The organism is Carnobacteriaceae bacterium zg-84, from assembly GCA_013874835.1.
GTDB lineage: Bacteria > Bacillota > Bacilli > Lactobacillales > Aerococcaceae > WM01.
The window spans coordinates 1,537,552-1,559,753 of the sequence record CP059430.1 but is presented as its reverse complement, the minus strand read 5'-3'; the positions used below and the strand labels follow the sequence as shown (position 1 = coordinate 1,559,753).

22 protein-coding genes are annotated in these 22,202 nt (G+C 32.8%); 18 read left to right on the top strand and 4 right to left on the bottom strand.

Annotation, left to right across the window (positions count from 1 at the left end):
• Positions 1-14 precede the first annotated feature (14 nt).
• The 11 genes from coaBC (at position 15) to H1220_07230 (ending at position 11,703) form a co-directional block, all read left to right on the top strand.
• Complete coding sequence (gene coaBC / locus H1220_07280) at positions 15-1,187, top strand: bifunctional phosphopantothenoylcysteine decarboxylase/phosphopantothenate--cysteine ligase CoaBC (GenBank protein QMI85513.1); 1,173 nt, start codon at positions 15-17, stop codon at positions 1,185-1,187.
• A 135-nt stretch (positions 1,188-1,322) separates the two neighbouring features.
• Complete coding sequence (locus tag H1220_07275; protein QMI85512.1) at positions 1,323-2,501, top strand: tetratricopeptide repeat protein; 1,179 nt, start codon at positions 1,323-1,325, stop codon at positions 2,499-2,501.
• A gap of 1 nt (position 2,502) precedes the next feature.
• Complete coding sequence (rpiA, locus tag H1220_07270; protein QMI85511.1) at positions 2,503-3,171, top strand: ribose-5-phosphate isomerase RpiA; 669 nt, start codon at positions 2,503-2,505, stop codon at positions 3,169-3,171.
• Between the two features lies 1 nt (position 3,172).
• Positions 3,173-4,471, top strand: a complete 1,299-nt coding sequence (locus H1220_07265; GenBank protein ID QMI86687.1) for a pyrimidine-nucleoside phosphorylase — start codon at positions 3,173-3,175, stop codon at positions 4,469-4,471.
• A gap of 8 nt (positions 4,472-4,479) precedes the next feature.
• Entirely contained in the window at positions 4,480-5,091 is a 612-nt protein-coding gene (locus H1220_07260) for a nicotinate-nucleotide adenylyltransferase (protein QMI85510.1), read from the top strand.
• On the top strand, positions 5,081-5,653 hold the full coding sequence (yqeK, locus tag H1220_07255; protein ID QMI85509.1) for a bis(5'-nucleosyl)-tetraphosphatase (symmetrical) YqeK: 573 nt from the start codon (positions 5,081-5,083) through the stop codon (positions 5,651-5,653). Before H1220_07260 ends, yqeK begins: the two co-directional genes overlap by 11 nt.
• 12 nt (positions 5,654-5,665) lie before the next feature.
• Positions 5,666-6,025, top strand: coding sequence for a ribosome silencing factor (gene rsfS / locus H1220_07250; GenBank protein ID QMI85508.1), 360 nt, complete (start codon positions 5,666-5,668; stop codon positions 6,023-6,025).
• A complete protein-coding gene (locus tag H1220_07245; protein ID QMI85507.1) occupies positions 6,013-6,747 on the top strand; it encodes a class I SAM-dependent methyltransferase in 735 nt (244 codons plus the stop codon). The genes rsfS and H1220_07245 overlap by 13 nt, the downstream gene beginning before the upstream one ends.
• 7 nt (positions 6,748-6,754) lie before the next feature.
• Entirely contained in the window at positions 6,755-7,426 is a 672-nt protein-coding gene (locus H1220_07240) for a YdcF family protein (GenBank protein QMI85506.1), read from the top strand.
• Positions 7,427-7,544: 118 nt separating this feature from the next.
• Positions 7,545-11,111, top strand: a complete 3,567-nt coding sequence (locus H1220_07235; protein ID QMI85505.1) for an LPXTG cell wall anchor domain-containing protein — start codon at positions 7,545-7,547, stop codon at positions 11,109-11,111.
• Positions 11,112-11,157: 46 nt separating this feature from the next.
• Positions 11,158-11,703 carry a DNA-3-methyladenine glycosylase gene (locus H1220_07230; protein QMI85504.1) on the top strand — a complete coding sequence of 182 codons (546 nt, stop codon included), beginning with the start codon at positions 11,158-11,160 and terminating at the stop codon, positions 11,701-11,703.
• Positions 11,704-11,814: 111 nt separating this feature from the next.
• On the opposite strand, the gene H1220_07225 is transcribed toward H1220_07230, so the two are convergent.
• Genes H1220_07225 through H1220_07210 form a run of 4 tightly spaced genes read right to left on the bottom strand, consistent with a single transcriptional unit; the run spans position 11,815 to position 14,947 of the window.
• Positions 11,815-12,444, bottom strand: a complete 630-nt coding sequence (locus H1220_07225) for a bifunctional 4-hydroxy-2-oxoglutarate aldolase/2-dehydro-3-deoxy-phosphogluconate aldolase (protein ID QMI85503.1) — start codon at positions 12,442-12,444, stop codon at positions 11,815-11,817.
• Between the two features lie 10 nt (positions 12,445-12,454).
• A complete protein-coding gene (locus H1220_07220; protein ID QMI85502.1) occupies positions 12,455-13,456 on the bottom strand; it encodes a sugar kinase in 1,002 nt (333 codons plus the stop codon).
• A gap of 13 nt (positions 13,457-13,469) precedes the next feature.
• Positions 13,470-14,111: an RpiB/LacA/LacB family sugar-phosphate isomerase gene (locus H1220_07215; GenBank protein ID QMI85501.1), complete on the bottom strand. Its 642-nt coding sequence runs from the start codon at positions 14,109-14,111 to the stop codon at positions 13,470-13,472.
• A gap of 20 nt (positions 14,112-14,131) precedes the next feature.
• Positions 14,132-14,947, bottom strand: coding sequence for a gluconate 5-dehydrogenase (locus tag H1220_07210; protein QMI85500.1), 816 nt, complete (start codon positions 14,945-14,947; stop codon positions 14,132-14,134).
• 289 nt (positions 14,948-15,236) lie between these two features.
• Here H1220_07210 and H1220_07205 point away from each other — a divergent pair, with 289 nt between their 5' ends.
• The 7 genes from H1220_07205 to H1220_07175 all read left to right on the top strand — a co-directional run bounded on the left by H1220_07205 (position 15,237) and on the right by H1220_07175 (position 22,107).
• The gene (locus H1220_07205) at positions 15,237-15,665 is read left to right on the top strand and encodes a PTS sugar transporter subunit IIA (protein ID QMI85499.1); all 429 of its coding nucleotides are present in this window, start codon (positions 15,237-15,239) and stop codon (positions 15,663-15,665) included.
• A 14-nt stretch (positions 15,666-15,679) separates the two neighbouring features.
• On the top strand, positions 15,680-16,870 hold the full coding sequence (locus H1220_07200) for a glycoside hydrolase family 88 protein (protein ID QMI85498.1): 1,191 nt from the start codon (positions 15,680-15,682) through the stop codon (positions 16,868-16,870).
• Positions 16,871-16,882: 12 nt separating this feature from the next.
• Positions 16,883-17,371 carry a PTS sugar transporter subunit IIB gene (locus H1220_07195; GenBank protein QMI85497.1) on the top strand — a complete coding sequence of 163 codons (489 nt, stop codon included), beginning with the start codon at positions 16,883-16,885 and terminating at the stop codon, positions 17,369-17,371.
• A gap of 22 nt (positions 17,372-17,393) precedes the next feature.
• Positions 17,394-18,167, top strand: coding sequence for a PTS mannose/fructose/sorbose/N-acetylgalactosamine transporter subunit IIC (locus tag H1220_07190; GenBank protein ID QMI85496.1), 774 nt, complete (start codon positions 17,394-17,396; stop codon positions 18,165-18,167).
• Entirely contained in the window at positions 18,154-18,972 is an 819-nt protein-coding gene (locus H1220_07185) for a PTS mannose/fructose/sorbose transporter family subunit IID (protein ID QMI85495.1), read from the top strand. The genes H1220_07190 and H1220_07185 overlap by 14 nt, the downstream gene beginning before the upstream one ends.
• Positions 18,973-19,078: 106 nt before the next feature.
• The gene (locus H1220_07180; GenBank protein QMI85494.1) at positions 19,079-20,980 is read left to right on the top strand and encodes an alginate lyase family protein; all 1,902 of its coding nucleotides are present in this window, start codon (positions 19,079-19,081) and stop codon (positions 20,978-20,980) included.
• 125 nt (positions 20,981-21,105) lie between these two features.
• Positions 21,106-22,107, top strand: a complete 1,002-nt coding sequence (locus H1220_07175) for a LacI family DNA-binding transcriptional regulator (GenBank protein ID QMI85493.1) — start codon at positions 21,106-21,108, stop codon at positions 22,105-22,107.
• Positions 22,108-22,202: the final 95 nt, after the last annotated feature.

The window sequence follows — 22,202 nt, the reverse complement described above, 5'->3', positions numbered from 1 at the left end:
AAAAGGAGATTATCATGAATATTCTAATCATTGTTACAGGTGGCATCGCAGCGTATAAATCTCTTGATTTAGTTAGTCAGTTGATGAAAAAAGGTTATCGTGTAAGAGTTGTGATGACGAAAAATGCTCAAAAGTTTGTGACACCATTATCGTTTCAGGTGTTAACAAAACATGAAGTATATATAGATACATTTGATGAGGTTGATGCAAGTAGTATTCAACATATTGATTTAGGAAAATGGGCAGATAAAGTCATTGTTGCACCAGCAACAGCAAATATAATCGCAAAATTGGCTAATGGTATCGCAGATGATTTAGCATCTTCTTTATTGTTGGCTGTAACACCTTTGTCGAAAGTGTATGTGGTTCCTGCGATGAATACAAATATGTACGAGCATCCAATCACACAAAAAAATCGACAAAAACTATCTGAATTAGGGATGTCAGTGTTAGAAGCAGACACGGGAGTATTAGCTTGTGGAGATGTTGGGAAAGGGAAATTTCCAAAAGTAGAACGTATTATCGAAGAGATATTCACGTCTATTGACAAAAATGTGTTAATAACAGCGGGGCCGACAAAAGAATTTATTGATCCTTTTAGATGTATTACCAATCCGTCTAGTGGTAAAATGGGCGTTGCTTTGGCAAGAGAGTTTGCTAAAGTAGGTGCGAATGTTACATTAGTAACGAGTGTTCCTATTTTAGAACATATCCCCAATATAACAGTTGTACCGATTGTGAGTACACAAGATATGTATGAAGCAGTTGTGTCACGTTTTGAGCAACAAGATATTATTATAAAAGCGGCGGCAGTGTCAGACTATACGCCAATAGAAGTATTTGATAAAAAAGTGAAAAAACAAGACGGAAACATAACAATAACCTTCAAACGTACACCTGATATTTTAAAATATATAGGCACACATAAAAAATCACATCAAATAGTTGTTGGATTTGCCGCTGAAACACATGATTTAATACAATATGCGTCAGAAAAAATCGACAAAAAACATTTAGATATGATTGTTGCCAATGATATTTCTAAAGCCGGAATTGGTTTTGGTTCTGATGATAATGAAGTGTATTTGATTGATGCGGATAAACATGTCGAAAAAATAGAAAAGGTAAGTAAAATTGAGATTGCCAAAAAAATCGTACAACGATTATTAAGTATGTCTAGCTTATAATGAAAAAGGTTTAAAATCGAGAGGGATTTTAAACCTTTTTTATTAGTTGAACAGTGGGTATAGTTTTTTAGTGGATTTTATCATTTCAAAAACAGTCTATTTCCTATATAATAGAGGGAGATAAGGAGGCGAGTTATGCAAGAATTTGAAAAAAAACAGTTAACCTTGTGGGATAAAGCACAAGAGTTTGATAAAATCATCCATTATATTGATTTGTTAAAAGAGCCAACTTATGAACATTTAGGAAAGAAAGTATCCGCTTTGAATAATGTTAGACGATACTATGAAGCCATTGATTTACTGGAAACGATAAAAGAAGATGGGAAAAATGATGGCACATGGTATTATCGTTATGGATATGCGTTAATTTGTTTAGAACAATATCAAAAGGCAGAAGAATATTTACGACAAGCTGTTGCCTTGAATGATAAAGACGGGGACGCATGGTACTTGTTAAGTGTCCTTTATGAATATTATTTACCCAATGAAGAAAAATTAAGTGAAGTGGTTGAAACATTACAAACGGTGTCGTATTTATCCGAAGATTTATTGCCCCGAGAATTTTTACAAAATCAACAATTTAATCGAGAATATGTATTATTTGCCAAAACAGATGTACCAAATAAAGACCATATTATAAACGACTATCAAAAGTTTATTCAAGCTTTAGAAAAAGTTGTCAAATATCATCATCAAATCCCAAAATTAGTGATTAGTTTAGCAAAATCCATTTTACAGAAGATTGATGAACAGATTGAATTAGATTTAGAAAATAGTTTAGAAAGTGAATTATCATATATTTTATCTTGGTTTGGTGTAGATGAGATGATATATGAGCGGAGTTTATATATTTTTACATATACTCTGTTTTTTGGAAAAGAAGAACACGCATCTCCAGAGAATTTGTTAACGATTTTGACGGCAAGTGATGAAGAAAACTATCAATTTATTATTGATTTCATTGATTTATTACCAGCTGAAGAACAAGAGGTTCATGCAGAATGGAAAGTAGGTGCATACATACATTTAGGTGAGTATGGACAAGCGATAAATGTTTTAGAACAGTATCGTGAGGATAATAAGAGAAATAGTCAGTGGCATTATACCTATGGCTTTTGTTTAATGCATTTTTCAGAATATGAAAAAGCTAAAGAATATTTACTTTTAGCTGTTGAGTATGATTATACAAATGAACAAGCATGGCGATTACTTGAACATGTCTTTTTAGAAGGCTTAGATGATTTGACAAATGCGAATTGGGCAAGAGAACAAAGAGAAAAGTATTGTATTGATGATGAAAAGGGAGAGTATTAGTATGAACTTAAAAGAATTAGTAGGTAGACAAGCAGCAAATTATGTAAAAGATGGTATGATTGTTGGGTTAGGAACAGGTTCCACAGCATATTATTTTGTAGATGAAATAGGACAGCGTGTTCAAAAAGGTTTAAATATTATTGGTGTTACGACATCTATGGCAACAAAAAAACAAGCAGAAGAGTTAGGTATTCCTTTAAAAAGTGTCGATGAAGTACCATATATTGATGTGACGGTTGATGGAGCTGATGAAGTAAATCATCAGTTGAATGGTATTAAAGGTGGCGGTGGAGCATTATTATTTGAGAAAATAGTAGCACGTCACTCCAAAAAAATTGTGTGGGTAGTAGATAAGTCTAAAGTGGTAGATACACTTGGGAAATTCCCGCTTCCCGTTGAGGTTGTCAAATATGGTTCTACTTGTCTTTTAAACTATTTTACAGAAAAAGGCTACTCTCCTGTTTTACGCCAAAAAGATAATGCTGTCTTTGTAACAGACGATGGCAATTATATTATCGACTTGCATTTAGACAAAATTGAAGATGAATATGCACTTGCGAAAGAGTTAGATAGTTTAACAGGTGTTGTTGAACATGGATTATTTTTAGATATGACATCGGTCGCATTGGTTGGGACGGAAAATGGTGTGGAGGAAAAATATCATGTTTAGAATGGTTGATTTAATCGAGAAAAAAAGAGATGGTTTTACCTTGACTAATCAAGAAATTGAATGGATGATTGATGGTTTTACAAAAGGGGAGATTCCGGATTATCAAATGAGTGCAATGGCTATGGCGATTTTGTTTCAAGGGATGACTCACGAAGAATTAGGTGTTTTGACGCTATCAATGGCAAAATCGGGAGATCAATTTGATTTAAGTGCTATCCATGGAATAAAAGTTGATAAGCATTCAACAGGTGGCGTTGGAGATACAACAACATTGGTTTTAGCACCATTAGTAGCTAGTTTAGGTATTCCTGTGGCAAAAATGAGTGGTCGTGGGTTAGGGCATACTGGTGGTACGATTGATAAATTAGAGGCGATACCCGGTTTTAAAGTAGAGGTGTCTGAACAAGATTTTATAGATTTAGTGAATAAAAATAAAGTAGCGATTGCTGGACAAAGTGGTAATTTGACACCAGCAGATAAAAAGTTGTATGCTCTACGTGATGTGACAGGTACAGTACAATCTATTCCGTTAATTGCAAGTTCGATTATGAGTAAAAAAATTGCATCTGGAGCAGATGCGATTGTTCTTGATGTGAAAACTGGTGCAGGAGCATTTATGAAAACTGTTGAAGATGCTCAAGCTCTTGCAACTGAGATGGTGGCCATTGGGAATCAAGTTGGACGTCGTACAATGGCTGTTATTTCAGATATGAGTCAACCATTAGGAGTTGCGATTGGGAATGCCAATGAAGTGATTGAGGCAATCAATACGCTAAAAGGGAACGGGCCTAAAGATTTAGTCGAATTGTGTTTAGTGTTAGGCTCCCAAATGGTTTATTTAGCAAATGGTGCTTCTAGTTTAGAAGAAGCAAGACAAAAATTAGAAGAAAATTTACAAAACGGCAAAGCATTGGAAGTATTCAAAACATTTATTGCTTCTCAAGGTGGAGATGCCAGCGTGGTTGATGATACAAGTAAATTACCGCATGCTTTATATGACATTGATGTAGTAGCAGATAAGAATGGTTATGTGACCTCTATTGTGGCAGATGATTTAGGTGTTGCAGCTATGATGTTGGGTGCCGGACGTGCCACAAAAGAAAGTCAAATTGATTTAGCGGTAGGTATTTCAGTTTTGAAAAAAGTAGGCGATAAAGTTGTGACTGGTGAACCGTTCGTTCGAATACACTCTAATCAAGAACATGTAGAAGATGTTATGTCAAAAGTAAAAGAAGCCTATACAATCGGTGATGAAAAAATATATCAACCGTTAATTTACAAAGTGATAACAAGTAAGTGAGGATAACTATGGCAAATCAAGTAGAGCCACTGAAAATAGGCATATTAGGTGGAACATTTAATCCTATTCATGTGGGGCATTTGATGATGGCAGAGCAAGTAAGAGATTTTTTTTCGTTGGATAGATTTCTATTTATGCCAAGTGCAACACCTCCACATAAAAAAGAGAAAAAAACAATTGATAGCGTTCATCGTCAAGAAATGGTACGTTTAGCGATACAAAATCATCCTTGTTTTGATTTAGAAACTTATGAAATTGAAAATGGTGGTGTAAATTATACATATAATACAATACAAGCATTAAAAGAAAAATATCCAAATGCTATATTTTATTTTGTGATAGGTGCTGATATGGTTGAAGATTTACCAAATTGGTATCGTATTGACGATTTGGTACAAGAGGTTCACTTTATAGGTATCAATAGAGTAAGTGCGTCTTTAGAAACACCGTATCCAATTTCTATTTTGAAATTACCTCTTATTGAGATTAGCTCAACAATGATTCGAAAACATGTGAACATGAAAAAGTCTATTACATACTATGTGCCTGAATCTGTTGAAAACTATATTATGAAACATAAATTATATGTAGAAAACGAGGGATTTATGCATGTTGAATGAACAAAAAAGACAAAGCATTTTAGAGGTATTAGAAACACAAATATCAAAAAAACGATACGAACATGTTTTAAGAGTAGAGAAAAAAGCGATTGAATTGGCTACCGCATACAATGTTGATGTTGAGAAATGTCAGTATGCAGCATTACTACATGATTACGCTAAAGAATGGAGTATGGAACAATATCAAGTGATATTAAATAAATATGCATTAGATATGACCATGTTAGATTACGGAAGTGAAATTTTACATGGACCTGTGGCTGCGATGATTGCTAACGAACAGTTTCACATAAAAGATAAAGATATTTTAGATGCTATTTTTTACCATACGATTGGGCATGATGTCATGAGTGATGTTGCTAAAGTTTTGTTTGTTGCAGATTATATTGAGGATGGACGAACATTTCATGGTGTTGTAGAAGCACGTGTGTTAGCAAGACAAAGTTTAGACAGTGCCATTGTGTATAAGCTACAACAAACTATTATGTTTTTGGCACAAAAGAAAGTACCTATTTTTCCAGATACGATAAAAGCGTATAATACATGGATAAGTAAATTTTAAGGAGAAAAAAGATTGAAATATACAAGTGAACAAATATTAGAAAAAGTAATTTTAATAACTGATGATAAATTAGCACAGGATACTGTAGCATTAGACGTAAGAGGACTGACACCTATTGCTGATTTTTTTGTAATTACACAAGGTAAAAATGAAAAACATGTTGACGCCATTGTCCAAGCTGTTTTAGAAGAAGCGCATAAACAAGGTATGGATGTGAAAAATATTGAAGGACGAGATACAGGGAAGTGGACATTAATTGATTTAAATGATGTGATTGTACATGTCTTTTATCCAAGTGAGCGTGAGCATTATCAATTAGAAAAATTATGGCATGATGCTCCTTTATATGATATTGCTAAATGGGTAAACTAAGTATGGCATATAATAAATTTGCTGCTGTCTATGATAAACTAATGGATAAAAGTATGTACCAACAATGGTTTGATTATGTCAACCTTATTGGGAAACCCACTGATACCATATTGGAATTAGCTTGTGGAACAGGAGATTTAGCTGTATTGCTTTGTAAAACGTACAATGTGTATGCAAGTGACCTTTCAGAAGATATGCTTGCCTTAGCTAGTCAAAAAGTAGCGAGTATTCCTTTGTTTCAAATGGATATGTGCCAGATTGATGTGAATAGAACATTTCGTATCATTACTTGTTTTGCAGATTCGCTTTGCTATTTAAAAGATGAAAAATCTGTTAAAAGAGCTTTTCAAGAAGCATATCGTGTATTAGAAGTAGGTGGATACTATTTGTTTGATGTACATTCAACTTGGCAAATGGAAGAAGGGTATCGTGATTATGTGTACCAATATTGTGATGAAGATACGGTCTTTTTGTGGCAATCCTTTCCAGGAGAGTTTCCATATAGTGTAGAGCATGATATAACGTGTTGTCAAAAAATATATGATAATGAATGGTATGAACGTTTTGATGAGTTCCATAAAGAAAGAACATACCCATTAGATAGTTATATAGCATGGCTAAAAGAGGCAGGATTTCATACGATACACGTAACAGCAAACTTTGGGCAATCAAATATAACAGAAACAACACCAAGATGGTTTTTCTGTTGTGAAAAAAAGTAGGCATGAGATGAAAAAACTAAGAAAATATGTAATGAGATTTATCTTGGTTGTTTTTTTATTAACAGTTATTATGAATATTTATGTGATATACAAAGGCAATACAAAAATTGTTGATAATCAAACAGCACAAGAATTTAAAGCGGATGCTATTGTTGTATTAGGTGCAGGGTTGCAAGACGGAGAACCCGGTTCTATTTTGCAAGACAGATTAAATACAGCTATTGAGCTATATAAAAAAGGTAAAACAAAAAAAATCATTATGAGTGGTGACCATAGTAGTGACTTCTATAATGAAGTATCTGCAATGAAATTATATGCGATGCAAAAAGGTGTGCCATCACAAGACATTTATTTAGATCATTATGGATTAAATACGTATGATAGTATGTACCGTGCTAAATACATATTTGGAGTCAAAAGTCTGATTGTTGTCACACAAAAATATCATTTATATCGTGCTTTACACATTGCAGAAAATTTAAATCTTGATGTAAAAGGTGTTGCATCATCTTTAGAATGGTTTAATAGTAAACTTGAACAAGAAGTACGAGAGTATTTTGCTCGCGTAAAATCTATGTATAGTTTAATGATGCAAGAAAAATCAGAATTTATAACACCTGTCGTTGATTTAAATGGAAGTGGCGACGATACAAATGAACAAATAAATAACTTTAAATAAAGAACGAATCGGAATAGATTCGTTTTTTATTTAAAACTATTTTACAATAAAATGAAAACGTGATATATTTATATAAACCGGTTTACTTTTGATTAAAACAACAAAAAGGAGTCTTTATATGATAACACGTCAAACGTTAAAAAAAGCAATATATGTTTTTTCAGCGTCTATGACTCTTTGTGCTGTGTTAGCTTATCACACAACACAAGTAGAGGGTGTAGAAACATTGCAAGCGGCACCAGTAACACAAGATAATTTATTGAAAAATGGTGATTTTTCAGAAACTATCTCAAATAATATGTGGACAGGAGGAACAGGTGCAAAAGATTGGAATGTTTGGGTAGATAGTAAATATAAAAATGTAACGTATACAATCGGGGTTGAAAATAATCATTTAAAAATTTCAAGTACAGATGAGTTTCGTGTTGCTGTTTATCAAGAAGTATCTATTGATCCAACTAAAAAATATCAATTAAGTTTTAAAGTGAAAACGACAAATAAAACAGGTGTTGCTAGAGCGCGTATTCAAGCAGGCACAGGTGATAGCAAGGTACTTACTGTTTCTGAAAACACATCAGGTACAACAGATTGGAAAGATGTGACAGTTGATTTTATGCCACCGGCAAATGTTGATAAAGCTAAAGTAGAATTATTTTATGAACCAGGTACCGGAGAAGTTTTATTCTCAAATCTTGCGTTTAAAGAAGTTGTACCAGAAAAAGTAGTAGACACACCAGCAACATTAGAAGAAAAAGTATCAGTACCATTAAATAAAAAATATTTATTTAATGTAAAAGATTATCGTTATGTAACAGATAATGCGTCAGTTGTAGATGTTATAAATGGATTATTGATACCAAAACAAGAAGGAACTGCAAATATTAAAGTGTATCAAGACAATACTCTTTTAAAAACAATTCCTGCAACCGTTTCACCTAGTGTAGAAGATGATTATACGAAACGATTACAAGAATGGAATGATATTATTGCAGGAAATCAATTTTATGATCCAAGTAACGAACAAATGAAAGCGCTAAATGATGAGTTGGAAAAAAACGTTGAAAAAAGCATTGCTGATTTGTCGACAGAACCGAATCGTACGTTTTTATGGGCAAAACATGGTGATTATACAAAATCAGCTAATTTAACGGCGACTTATCGTAAACTTGAAGAAATGGCAAAACAAATTACGAATCCACATTCTAAATATTATCAAGATGGGCATCTAGTTCGTATTGTCAAAGAATCTTTAGATTGGCTAGATAAACATGTTTATAATGAGTCAAAAAGTATTGTCGGCAACTGGTGGGACTATGAAATTGGGACACCAAGAGCTATCAATAATACTCTTTCATTGATGAATGACTATTTTAGTGATGAGGAAATAAGACATTATACAGATGTGATTGAAAAATTTGTTCCAGATTCTAATTATTTTAGAAAAACAACAAATAATCCGTTTGAAGCTTTGGGTGGAAATCTTGTTGATATGGGTCGTGTAAAAATTATTGCAGGTCTGTTAAGAAAAGATGATGCTGAAATTAGCAGTACGAGTAAATCAATAGAAAAAGTATTCAGAATTGTAACAAGTGGCGAAGGCTTTTATCCAGATGGTTCTTACATTGATCATACCAATGTTGCTTATACAGGAGCATATGGAAGTGTGTTGATTGATGGATTATCACAATTATTGCCAATTATTCAAAAAACGAAGTCACCATTACCAACAGATAAAATGACAACGATGTATCAATGGATTGATCGTTCATTTGTGCCACTTATTGTGCATGGCGAGTTAATGGATTTGAGTAGAGGACGCTCTATTAGTCGTGAGAAAAGCAACGATCATGCTGCTGCAGTAGAAGTATTAAGAGGTATTCAACGTATTGCGAATATGTCTGATGAACCGACACGTAAACGTTTAGAAACAACGATTAAATCATTTGTTGTATCAGATACGTTTTATGATGTATTCCAGAATTTGAAAACATATCGTGATATCTCTTTGATGAATACTTTATTAAATCGTGCAGATGTTCCAACTGTTAAACCAGATAATGCTCTACATGCTTTTAACGCAATGGACAAAGTAGCGATGTATAATGCGGATAAAGATTTTGGTTTAGGTTTGTCTATGTTCTCAAGTCGTACGAAAAATTATGAGGGTATGAACAAAGAGAATCGTAAAGGGTGGTATTCAGGAGATGGAATGTTGTATTTATATAACAATGATTTAAGCCATTATAGTAATGACTATTGGGCAACAGTCAATCCGTATAGATTACCGGGAACAACAGAGTTAACAACAGCTCGTGACAATGATTCAGGTCAAGTAGTATTGCCATCGGCTTTTGTTGGTACAAGTAAATTAGACGAACAAAATGGTACGTCTGCTATGGACTTTACAAATTGGAACAATGTACTACAAGTTCATAAAGGATGGTTCATGTTAAAAGATAAGATAGTTGCTTTGGGTAGCCAAATTAAAAATCAATCAACTGATGAAGTTATTACGACTATCGAACAAAGAAAAGTAGATGCTAAAGTACCATACAAAGTGTATGTGAACGATAAAGAAGAAGCTTTGACTGATGATGAAAAAGAATATAAAGAAACAGAAACCGTCTTTTTAGAATCAAGTGATACAAATCGTAATATTGGCTATGTCTTCTTCAAAAAAGCAGACTTGATAATGTCTCAAGCGTTACGTAAAGGAAAATGGAAAGATATCAATGATGCGCAATCAGATGAAGAAAAAGAAAATACATTTATCACAATGTATCAAAAACATGTCAAAGATAATGATGAATATGCGTACATGATTGTTCCAAATGTAGATCGTGACACATTTAAAAAACTTGTAGATGCAATGAAAAATAGTGTTTTACAAAATGATGACACTTTACAAGTTGTGTATGATCCAACACAAAATGTATGGGGAATTATTAAGTACGATGATGAACCATCTACGATTGATGGAAAATTCCAAGTATTAAAACGTGGTATTTATACCATTAAAAAAGAAGATTCAGATTATGCTGTTTCTTATTTAAATCCAGAAAAACAAGAAACAGATAAAAAAGAAAATGTGTTTAAAGTATTAGAAACAGATACGGAAAAACCAGAAGAGTCAAAACCAACACCTGATATGACGACAACGACATCTATGACTTTACCAATAACGACACAAACTAGAAAACATGTATCACTAGGTGTACCATACGTTTTAGAAAAACATGCAGATAATCGTTTATTTAGCGTTGTGTTTAAAGAACGCGTAGATGCTGATATGCTTCATGTCGAAAAAGTAGAGAATCCTGTTATTGCAGAAAAATTAAAACCAAAACATGCAATGGTTTATGATATTTACTTAACAAAAAATGGACAAAAAGTAGAGATTAAAGATAATCGTATTGTGGCTATTGAATTATACAAAAACGAAAAAAATCCTGTGTTATATCATGTATTATCTAATGGTCAATTAGAAAAAATAGAAGCAAAAGTTGAGAATGGTAAACTTGTTTTTGAAACAAATCATTTTAGTCATTTTGTTTTAGCTGTAGATGCAGGCGTATCAAAATCATTGCCATATACAGGTACACAAGAAACGCATATCTTTACATATGTAGGTGTTTTATTTGGAGGAATGGCAATATTCGCATATAATAAAAGAAAAAGCGAATAAATGGTAAAGGAAATTTTTCATGTTTGACACATATTTTTCTCATCTTATGAAAACAGATACAATTAAAACAGCTAAAGCCTTATTAGGTATGGATTTGTTTTTAAATGGTAGAAAACTTGGAAGAATCGTTGAAACAGAAGCCTATTTAGGCACCATAGACAGTGCGTGTCATAGTTTTAATGGTAGACGTACACCCAAAAATGAAGCAATGTATTTAGCTTATGGACATTGGTATGTGTATCATATACATCAATACGATATGCTAAACCTAGTGACAAAAAAAGAAAATATTGCAGAAGCTGTTCTCATTCGTGCTATTGAAGTATCAGAGGGGATTATTGCTAATGGTCCAGGAAAACTGACAAGATATGCACACATTACGAGAGATTTTAATGGGAAATTACTCGACAAATATTCTTTAACCGTAAAATATGGTGCTACACCAAAACGTATTCAAGCACGTGCGAGAATCGGCATCACTTGTCAAGATGAATGGCGTGATAAATTTCTGTGTTTTTATGTTGCTGGTAGTCCTCATGTGTCGAAGATGAAGAAAAAAGACATACAAGTAGATAATGATGTATGGATGTAAAACGATTTTTTGTTAAGTTATGGCATTAAATCGTTGCAAGTAAAAAAGTCACACAACTTTTCACTGTGAAAAGTTGTGTGACTTTCTTTTTTATAGATTTATATTGTTATATTATACAAGATGACGATAATCTTGTGCTAATGTTGTGATTGCTTCAAAATCTTGTTTTGCAGCTAGTTTATTAAATTCTCCACCTATGCCAATAGCATCTACACCTGCGTTCAGCCAATCAGTAGCGTTTTGCAAATTAACACCACCAGTAACCATAATTGATACTTGTGGAATTGGAGCTTTAATGGCGGAAACATAGGATGGTGAAATGGCATTTCCAGGGAATAATTTAATGATTTCACAACCGCTTTCAAGTGCTGTTGTAATTTCTGTTAGTGTAAAGCATCCAGGAATATATAAAACATTATATAAATGACACATTAAAGCTGTTTCTTGATGAAATGATGGGGATACGATGTAACGAGCACCGGATAAAATGGCTAATCGTGCAGTGGTTGCATCTAATACTGTACCTGCACCAATGATAACGTCCGTGTCATGTTTGTATGTTTGATTTAATACTTTGATAATATCACTTGCTTCAGGGTTTGTATAAGCCACTTCAATGGCTTTAATACCACCTTTAATGCATGCATTAGAAGCATTTATACCTTCAGCTGAGTTTTCTCCACGAATAACAGCAACAAGTTTTTGTTGTTTTAATTGAATAACTGTATCAGATTTACTCATAATGTTTCCCCTAACGTATAATATCTTTGTGTGTTACTAAAATTTTTTCAATATCTGAAACGGATTTAGTCATGTTATCTCCATAAATGGTACATTTTAAACTTGCACTGGCGGCACCAAAATTTAAAGTATCTACTAGATTAGATTCCGTCACAAGTTTATAAATAGCACCTGAAACAAAAGCATCTCCGCTTCCGATACGGTCTAAAATAGTTGTTTTCATCGGTGTAGATTCTACAAATGTATCGCCCAATGCGTAGGCTTTGTAGATATGTTGTCCGTTTTCGTCAGTGGAACGTTGTGTATGAAAAATTGTTTTGAACTGGTAAATCTCTTTTAATTGTTGCATACGATCTTGTAACTGTGCGATACTAGCATTTTCTCTATCGAACATTGTTAAATCTTTTTCATTCATCATTAGTGGTTCAATACCAAAACAATAGTCGGCGTATTTTGCAAAAGTAGAGAATATTTTTTTAGCGTCTAATATACTAATAAGTTTTGTACGTAAATTTAAATCAATAGATATGGTAATACCTCTTTTTTTTGCTTCTTTTAAAATGAATAAAAGCGTTGTTCGAACGTTTTCGCCAAGAGCAATGGTAATACCACTAAAATGGAAGTGGGACACATCTTGAAGAAGAGTGTCTATATCCAGTATATCTGGTTTGATGTCGCAAATACTTGTATGTTTACGATCATAAAAGACTTCGGTTTGTCTGCAACCAAATCCTGTTTCTGTGTAATATGTACCGATGCGATCGCCAATATGACAAATGGCACTTGTGTCAATGGAACGTGTTTTCAAAAAATCTAAAAATCGATTTCCTAAATCATGTTTAGGAAGTGCAGTTAATACTTTAGTAGGAAGACCTAGATATTGTAGATTGCATGCCACGTTAATTTCTGAGCCACCATAATATAAAGTAGAAAGAGTACCATTTGATACACTTTGATAATCTATTGGTGTAATTCGAATGAGAGGTTCACCAAAAAATAGAACTTTTGTCATAGAAAAGACCTCTTTATTTTTCAAGAATTGTTTTTAAATAATCAGCAATTGCTTTATCTTGGCAATTTGCAAAGAAATATTCTTGGAATTTTTCTCCAGAAATTGTTTCTTTTAAAAATTCTTGATCGATTGTTTTTAGAATAGTTAATAAGTCAGTATGTGTGATTTCTTTTAATTCATTTAAAATACGTGCATTGCGTTGTTCAGGAATAGCACGTTCTTTAGGATAACCACCGCCTGATGTTTCTGCGAATAAACGTTCAAATATCAATTTAAGATTTAATTCAGCTCCCCAACCAAAGCCTTTTGCATAAGGAATAGACAGAGCGTTTCCTCCATTGATTTGTGAGAATAAATATGCGTCTGTTGGTTCAGAAGCAAATCCACACACAACACCAGGGAAACTGTTTAAAGCTAACATAGCACCTACACCTGTTCCGCAACCTGTTACAACGAAATCTGCTGCTTTACTATTTAATAAAATAGCTGCTAATAGACCGTTTTGAACGTATGTTAATTGACTTTCTCCTTCTTTTCCGTACATACCATAATTATAAAGCTCATATCCGTGTTTTGTTGTTGTTTCTTTTAACGCATCGTAAATAATGCTGTTTTTACTTGCTTGACTATTTTCATTAATTAAAGCTACTTTCATGTTTTCTTTCCTTTCGTATTTTATTCTGGCTGTTTTCCGATATAGGCTAAAATCCCACCGTCAACGTATAAAATGTGACCATTGACAAAATTACTTGCATCACTAGCTAGAAAAACAGCAGGTCCCATTAAATCTTGTGTTTCCCCCCAACGTGCAGCAGGTGTTTTAGCGATAATAAATTGATCAAATGGATGACGAGAACCATCAGCTTGGCGTTCTCTTAATGGTGCTGTTTGTGGAGTGGCAATGTAACCAGGTCCGATACCATTACATTGAATATTTGCATGACCATACTCAGATGCAATATTTTTTGTTAACATTTTTAAACCACCTTTTGCAGCAGCATAAGCACTAACTGTTTCACGACCTAACTCACTCATCATTGAGCAAATGTTAATAATTTTTCCATGTCCTTTTTTAATCATAGAAGGGATAACATTTTTAGCCAAAATAAATGGTGCGTTTAAGTCAATGTCAATTACTTTACGAAATTCTTCAGCGCTCATATCACACATTGGTATACGTCTGATAATACCGGCGTTATTTACCAAAATATCAATAATGCCCACTTCTTGTTCAATTTTTTGTATCATGTGAGATACTCCGTCTTCATCTGTTACATCACAAACATATCCATGTGCAGTAATGCCTTCTTCTTTATAAGCAGCAGTACCTTTGTCCACAAGTTCTTGCGTAATATCGTTAAACACAATGGTTGCTCCTGCTTGTGCGTAGGCTTTTGCAATGGCGAATCCAATACCGTACGAAGCTCCTGTAATAAGAGCGATTTTTCCTTCTAATGAAAATTGTTGTATAGAAAATGTATTACAAGTCATATCATTATCTTCCTTTCATCAATTTTTTATGGTAAGTTTATTATAGATAGGTAAACCGGTTTTGTCAATGTGATAGAGCATTTATCATGTAATGGAGTTGTATATAAAAGATTTTTTAATTATTTTATTTAGTTTTTATATGAAATGGGTGTGATATTGAAAGAATAATTTTGTTATAAAAAATGTAATCGCTAACTTTTTTTATTAAAAAGTATTGACAATAGTAAATCAATCCACTAAAATAACCTATATAAGTAAACCGGTAAACTAAAAACAGAAAGGAGATCCAATGGTAAAAATTATAATGACAGGGCATGGACACTATGCAACTGGTATTTTAAGTTCATTACATTTGATTGCAGGGGTACAAGAAAACGTTGCAACCATTGATTTTGTAGAAGGTATGTCCAGTGAAGATGTCAAAGTAGCATTAAAAAATGCGATTGAAGGGGCAGATGATATTTTAGTTCTTTGTGATTTATTAGGAGGAACACCATTTAATGTCGCTTCACAAATAATGTGTGAATATCCAGAAAAAACAATAAATGTTTTAACAGGATTGAATTTAGCGATGATTATGGAAGCTGTTTTTGCACGTACAGAGGGTACTTTTGATGAGATTGTTTCTAAAGTTCTTTTAGCAGCACACACCGGTATTGTCGATGCGAAAACATTATTTAATACATCAGATGATACAGAAATTGAAGACGGGATCTAAAAGAGGAAATGGTAATGATAAAAAAAATGACACTGGAACCACTTCAAAATCCTAGTAGATTTTTAAGTGTAGATCTTTTAACAAAAGAAGAAATAAAAAAAGCAATAGACCATGTTGTAGAACAGCTACTTATAAACATAGAATATTTCAAGGAAGATTTTCCAACACCTGCTACAAAAGATAATTGCTATCCTATTATGGATAATACAGAATGGACAAATGGTTTTTGGACAGGCCAATTATGGTTGGCTTATGAATATAATAAAAATAATGTGTTTTATGATGTTGCACATAAAAATATGCTATCGTTTTTAAATCGTGTTAATCAACAGATTGAATTAGACCATCATGATTTAGGTTTCCTATATACACCGTCGTGTATGAGTGAATATAAATTAACCGGAGATTTACAAGCAAAAGAAGCATCATTAAAAGCAGCTGATAAACTGATTGAACGTTATCAAGAAAAAGACGGCTTTATACAAGCGTGGGGTGAACTTGGTAAAAAAGAGCATTATCGTTTAATTATTGACTGTTTATTAAATATTCAACTACTATTTTTTGCTTATGAAGAAACAGGGAATGAACGTTATTACGATATTGCAAAAAATCATTTTTATACTTCTGTTAATCATGTTATTAGAGATGATGCCTCATCATTCCATACATTTTATTTTGATCCAGAAACGCATACACCATTAAAAGGTGTTACACGACAAGGATATAGTGATGATTCTTGTTGGGCGAGAGGTCAGTCTTGGGGAGTTTACGGCATTCCGTTAACGTATCGTTTCTTAAAAGATGAGCAATGTTTCGATACATTTAAGAGCGTTACAAACTACTTCTTAAATCGTTTGCCGCAAGATTTTGTATCTTATTGGGACTTGATTTTTTCAGATGGTAGCGGACATGCAAGAGATTCTTCAGCAACAGCAATTAGTGTTTGTGGTATACATGAAATGTTGAAGTATTTACCTGAAGTAGATAGTGATAAACAATATTACAAATATGCAATGCATGCGATGTTACGTTCGTTAATTGAGAATTATGCAAATAAAGACATTTCTTCTGGAGGAGCAACATTGCTTCATGGTGTTTATTCTTGGCATTCTGGAAAAGGTGTTGATGAAGGAAACATTTGGGGAGATTACTATTATTTAGAAGCACTGATGCGTTTTTATAAAGACTGGGATGTCTATTGGTAGGAGGAAAAGAATATGGCACCAAATATTGTAATGACTAGAGTAGATGAACGTTTAATTCATGGACAAGGTCAATTATGGGTAAAATCACTAGGATGTAATACAGTGATTGTAGCAAATGATGAAACAAGTGAAGATAAAATACAACAAACATTGATGAAAACGGTTATTCCGGAATCTGTAGCAATGCGTTTTTTCTCACTTCAAAAAGTGATTGATGTAATACACAAAGCAAATCCTGCCCAAACAATTTTTATTGTTGTAAAAAGTTTGGAAGATTTACTTACTTTAGTACAAGGAGGTGTACCAATTACAGAAGCGAATATCGGAAATATTCATAATGCAAACGGAAAAGAGCAAGTAACACGTTCTATTTTCTTAGGTGCAAAAGACAAAGAAGCGATTAAAGAATTAAGTCAAAAATATCATGTCAAATTTAATACGCAAACAACACCTAGTGGAAATGACGGAGCAGCCGTTGTAGATATTTTAAACTATATTTAAGAAGCAAAGGAAGGGAAGTCTTATGACAATCAGTATATTTCAAGCCGTTTTAATCGGTTTATGGACAGCATTTTGTTTTAGTGGGATGCTTCTTGGAATCTATACAAATAGATGTATTATTTTATCATTTGGTGTAGGTATTATTTTAGGAGATGTTCCAACTGCTCTTGCAATGGGGGCTATTGGTGAATTAGCATATATGGGATTTGGTGTCGGTGCCGGAGGTACAGTACCACCTAATCCAATCGGTCCTGGTGTATTTGGTACATTGATGGCCATTACAAGTGCCGGTAAAGTAACACCAGAAGCAGCGCTTGCTTTATCAACACCAATCGCTGTGGCAATTCAATTTTTACAAACTTTCGCTTATACAATTCGTGCGGGTGCACCAGAAACAGCAATGAAACATTTAAAAAATCGTAATATTAAAGCATTTAGATGGACAATCAATGCAACGGTTTGGTTATTTGCTCTTATCGGTTTCTCATTAGGTTGCGTTGGTGCATTATCAATGGATACATTGTTACATTTAGTTGATTATATTCCACCTGTTTTATTATCAGGATTAACAGTTGCAGGTAAAATGCTTCCTGCTATTGGGTTTGCAATGATTTTATCAGTTATGGCTAAAAAAGAATTGATTCCATTTGTTTTATTAGGATATGTATGTGCTGCATACTTAAAAATTCCAACAATCGGTATTGCAATCGTCGGAACAATTTTCGCTTTAATTGAATTTTATCATCGCCCAGAAAAAGTGGTTGTGAAGGAGGAAGAAAAAGATGACTGGATATAATAAATTAGAGAAAAAAGATTATGTAAAAACATCTTTAAGAGCATTTTACTGTCAAAACGGATTTAATTACAGCAATTATCAAGGTTTAGGTTATGCGAATGTTTTATATCCTGCTTTGAAAAAATATTATGGTGACGATCAAGACGGTTTATACAAAGCTCTTGAAGAAAACTGTGAATTTTATAATACTAACCCTCATTTCTTACCATTTGTAACAAGTTTACATTTAGTTATGTTAGAAAAAAATAGACCAGTTGAAGAAACACGTAATATTAAAATGGCGCTAATGGGGCCTTTAGCAGGTATTGGAGATTCTTTATCTCAATTCTGTTTAGCTCCTCTATTTTCAACAATTGCTGCATCTTTTGCAACAGATGGATTGATTCTTGGACCAATTGTTTTCTTCGTCGCAATGAACCTTATTTTAACAACAATTAAATTATCAACTGGTTTATATGGTTATAAATTAGGAACAAAAATTATTGATAAATTAAGTGAACAAATGGGAACTATTTCAAAAATTGCTAATATCATTGGTGTAACAGTTATTTCTGGATTAGTTGCAACGTCTGTTAAAATTATGGTACCAATAACATTTGCTGCTGGTGAAGTGAATAAACAAGCAAATCAAAGTATTGTAAGTATTCAAGGTATGTTGGATAAAGTGGCACCAGCATTATTACCAGCTCTATTTACGGTTTTAGTTTACTATTTAATCAAAAAGAAAAAATGGACAACTTATAAACTTGTTATTTTAACAGTTATTATCGGTATTATCGGAAGCTGGTTACATATTTTATCATAAAAATGTCGGTTTATCGTGTTAGTCATGTGACTAACACGATAAATTGTCTAGTGTAAAAATGAAACTGAATAACTATTCAGTTTCTATTTTTGTTATAGGAGAAGTCATGGAAGTAGAAATAAAAAAATATTTTGCAACATTTGATAAAGAGTATTGTCGAACATATATTCAAACAGTTTGTGCAGATGAATATAAGCAAGTTAAAAGAAGAATAGATAGATTATTAGATAATCGTTTTATTTTTGATAGAACGTGGGATATGGAACCTTGTCTAGTTGAGCATCAGCTAATAAATATGGATTGGACGACTGTATATCACGATGATCCAGAATGGGCGTATATGTTAAATCGACACGAGTATTTATTAGATTTTCTTGTTGGATATTTAGTTGAGGAAAATCCTCTTTATATTGAGAAATTAAAATGGTATATTTTCCACTGGATAAATCATGTGACCGACTTCTTCCCAAACAGTGTAACAACGAGAACACTTGATACGGGTATTCGTTGTTTTTCTTGGTTAAAAATTATTTTGTTTTTAATAGAGTGGGAACTATTAGATGAGCGTGAATTAACGATTTTGTGTCAATCGCTACAAAAACAAATTGACTTTTTAATGACATACTATCGTGAAAAGTATACATTAAGTAACTGGGGTGTTTTACAAACGACTGCTATTATTGCTTGTTATCATTTTTTAGCAGATAAGCTAGAGATTGATGATGCGTATTTATTTGCAATAAAAGAGTTAGAAAAACAATTATGCACACAAGTTTTAGAAGATGGTACACAATTTGAGCAGTCTATTTTATATCATGTGGAAGTATATAAAGCGATATTTGAGTTAGTTGTTTTAGTTCCAGAAATGAAAGAGAGTATTGCTGCTATATTATCTAAAATGGCTCATTATATTCGTATGATGACGACATCAAGTGGGAAAACAGTAGCTTTTGGGGATAGCGATGAGCATGATACAGCAGATTTATTACATGCTAGTGCTATTCTGTTAGAAGATTCGCAATTATTAGATAATCATGCACATTTAGAAATATATGGTGTAATGTTATTTGGTAAAAAAGGAATTGACTTGTTTAAAATATTAAAAGAAAACAATGTAGAAAATACAAGAGAGTCTGCTTTTTATAAAAACTCGGGACATGTTTGTATTAAAGAACAAGATAGTTATCTTTTCTTTAAAAATGGTCCAATAGGAAGTGCACATTCTCATAGTGATCAAAATAGTTTTTGTTTATATGTAGATAATTGTCCAATTTTTGTTGATTCTGGTCGATACACATATAAAGAAGAGGAAAGACGATATGACTTAAAAAGTGCATATAGTCACTCAACTTGTTTAGTTGATGGTATATCTCCAGATAATGTTGTAGGTTCTTGGGAATATGATGACTATCCTCAAACTTTGTATTGCGATTATCGTCATGAAGAGGCGTATCATTACATAGAGGGAGCATATCTTTCTCATCGTCATCATCATTTATGTGTACATAAGCGACATATTGTTGCTATAGGTAATAGTGCGTGGTTTGTGATTGATGAGGTGATTTGTGAAGGGGAGCATGGATTGAGCACACAGTTTATTTTAGATGATACAGCTGTTTTTCAACATAACACTGTGAATACATTAAATATTATGAGTAAGGTACCTTTTACAGTAGAACCTGCGATTATATCTAAACAATATAATACTATTGTGGATACGAAAAAATTAGTGAAGCACCAACCATTTACAAATCAGATAATTGATTATACTTTATTTGCTAAAGATACTGTATCTATTAGGAAAAAAGACGTTTATCAAAGTGACGGTACTTTATTAGAAAACGGACTTGCATTTGAAATAAAAGACAACAATAAGCATCTTCTTCTTATTTTAGTTGTTGAAGAAATTTATAAGGGAGAAAAATTAATCGTTGTTGATGATGTGAAAGTAAAAGGAAAGTGTAGTATTTATGATAAAAAAACAAATAAATTACATCGTCTGAAATAATAAGGAGTAAAAAGTCGTGAATATGGCATTATACGTAACATTTTTCTCATTAAAATCACGCTATTTAGCTATTTTTATAGGATAAATATGTTATAATATGAAGTGTTTTTAGAGGAGGAAATGTTTTGATGAAAAAACTTACCATTAAAGATATTGCAGAAATGGCACAAACGTCAAAAACAACAGTCTCTTTCTATTTAAATGGTAAATATGAGAAAATGTCACAAGAAACTAGGGGGAAAATTGAGCAAGTTATTCAAGAAACGAATTATAAACCCAGTATTGTGGCACGGAGTTTAAATTCAAAAACGACGAAGTTGATTGGCGTATTGATTGGTGATATTACAAATAGTTTTTCAAATCAAATAGTAAAAGGTATTGAGGATATTGCAAGTCAAAATGGATATCAAGTCATCATCGGCAATAGTGATTATAATCAAGAAAATGAAGATAGCTATATAGAAAGCATGCTCTTATTAGGTGTGGATGGATTTATTATTCAACCGACTTCTACGTTTAGAAAATATTCACGTATTATTGAAGAGAAAAAGAAAAAAATGGTATTCTTTGATAGTCAATTATATGAGCATAGAACAAGTTGGGTAAAGACAAATAATTATGATGCTGTTTATGATGCGATTCAAACTTGTGTAACGAAAGGTTACGAAAATTTTGTGATTATTACTGCCGATACTAGTCGTATTAGCACACGTATTGAACGTGCAACAGGATTTATTGATGCGTTAAACGATGTCAATATTGGACATGATATACTGATTATTGAAGATAAGCAAACGGTTTTAGAAAACATTCGTGAATTTTTAAAAGAAATTTTTACAAGAGAGAAACGTACACTTGTATTTGTACCGAATTGTTGGGCTTTACCGCTCGTATTTACTGTGATGAAAGAGTTAGATTATGATACATCTCGAATCGGACTGATTGGATTTGATAATACGGAATGGACAGATTTATCATCTCCACGTGTAACGACGATTGTTCAGCCAGCTTTTGAGGAAGGTCAGCAAGCAACAAAAATTTTAATTGATCAAATAGAAGGTAAATATCAAGAAGAAAAGCAACAAGTTTTAGACTGTGTTATTCATTGGAAAGAGTCTACAATTTAGTGGTATAAAAGAATGAATTGAAGAGTCTAAAAGAAGTATATAATTGAATTATATGAAAAATAAGCGTATGATACTCATGTAAAACATAAATGGAG

Coding starts and splice junctions, on each gene's coding strand:
- H1220_07235 (QMI85505.1), top strand. CDS start 7,545: ATGATAACACGTCAAACGTTAAAAAAAGCAATATATGTTTTTTCAGCG.
- H1220_07220 (QMI85502.1), bottom strand. CDS start 13,456: ATGACAAAAGTTCTATTTTTTGGTGAACCTCTCATTCGAATTACACCA.
- H1220_07245 (QMI85507.1), top strand. CDS start 6,013: ATGGGTAAACTAAGTATGGCATATAATAAATTTGCTGCTGTCTATGAT.
- H1220_07215 (QMI85501.1), bottom strand. CDS start 14,111: ATGAAAGTAGCTTTAATTAATGAAAATAGTCAAGCAAGTAAAAACAGC.
- H1220_07275 (QMI85512.1), top strand. CDS start 1,323: ATGCAAGAATTTGAAAAAAAACAGTTAACCTTGTGGGATAAAGCACAA.
- H1220_07210 (QMI85500.1), bottom strand. CDS start 14,947: ATGACTTGTAATACATTTTCTATACAACAATTTTCATTAGAAGGAAAA.
- H1220_07180 (QMI85494.1), top strand. CDS start 19,079: ATGGAAGTAGAAATAAAAAAATATTTTGCAACATTTGATAAAGAGTAT.
- H1220_07230 (QMI85504.1), top strand. CDS start 11,158: ATGAAAACAGATACAATTAAAACAGCTAAAGCCTTATTAGGTATGGAT.
- H1220_07225 (QMI85503.1), bottom strand. CDS start 12,444: ATGAGTAAATCTGATACAGTTATTCAATTAAAACAACAAAAACTTGTT.
- coaBC (QMI85513.1), top strand. CDS start 15: ATGAATATTCTAATCATTGTTACAGGTGGCATCGCAGCGTATAAATCT.
- H1220_07200 (QMI85498.1), top strand. CDS start 15,680: ATGATAAAAAAAATGACACTGGAACCACTTCAAAATCCTAGTAGATTT.
- rpiA (QMI85511.1), top strand. CDS start 2,503: ATGAACTTAAAAGAATTAGTAGGTAGACAAGCAGCAAATTATGTAAAA.
- H1220_07240 (QMI85506.1), top strand. CDS start 6,755: ATGAAAAAACTAAGAAAATATGTAATGAGATTTATCTTGGTTGTTTTT.
- H1220_07190 (QMI85496.1), top strand. CDS start 17,394: ATGACAATCAGTATATTTCAAGCCGTTTTAATCGGTTTATGGACAGCA.
- H1220_07260 (QMI85510.1), top strand. CDS start 4,480: ATGGCAAATCAAGTAGAGCCACTGAAAATAGGCATATTAGGTGGAACA.
- H1220_07265 (QMI86687.1), top strand. CDS start 3,173: ATGGTTGATTTAATCGAGAAAAAAAGAGATGGTTTTACCTTGACTAAT.
- yqeK (QMI85509.1), top strand. CDS start 5,081: ATGTTGAATGAACAAAAAAGACAAAGCATTTTAGAGGTATTAGAAACA.
- H1220_07185 (QMI85495.1), top strand. CDS start 18,154: ATGACTGGATATAATAAATTAGAGAAAAAAGATTATGTAAAAACATCT.
- H1220_07195 (QMI85497.1), top strand. CDS start 16,883: ATGGCACCAAATATTGTAATGACTAGAGTAGATGAACGTTTAATTCAT.
- H1220_07205 (QMI85499.1), top strand. CDS start 15,237: ATGGTAAAAATTATAATGACAGGGCATGGACACTATGCAACTGGTATT.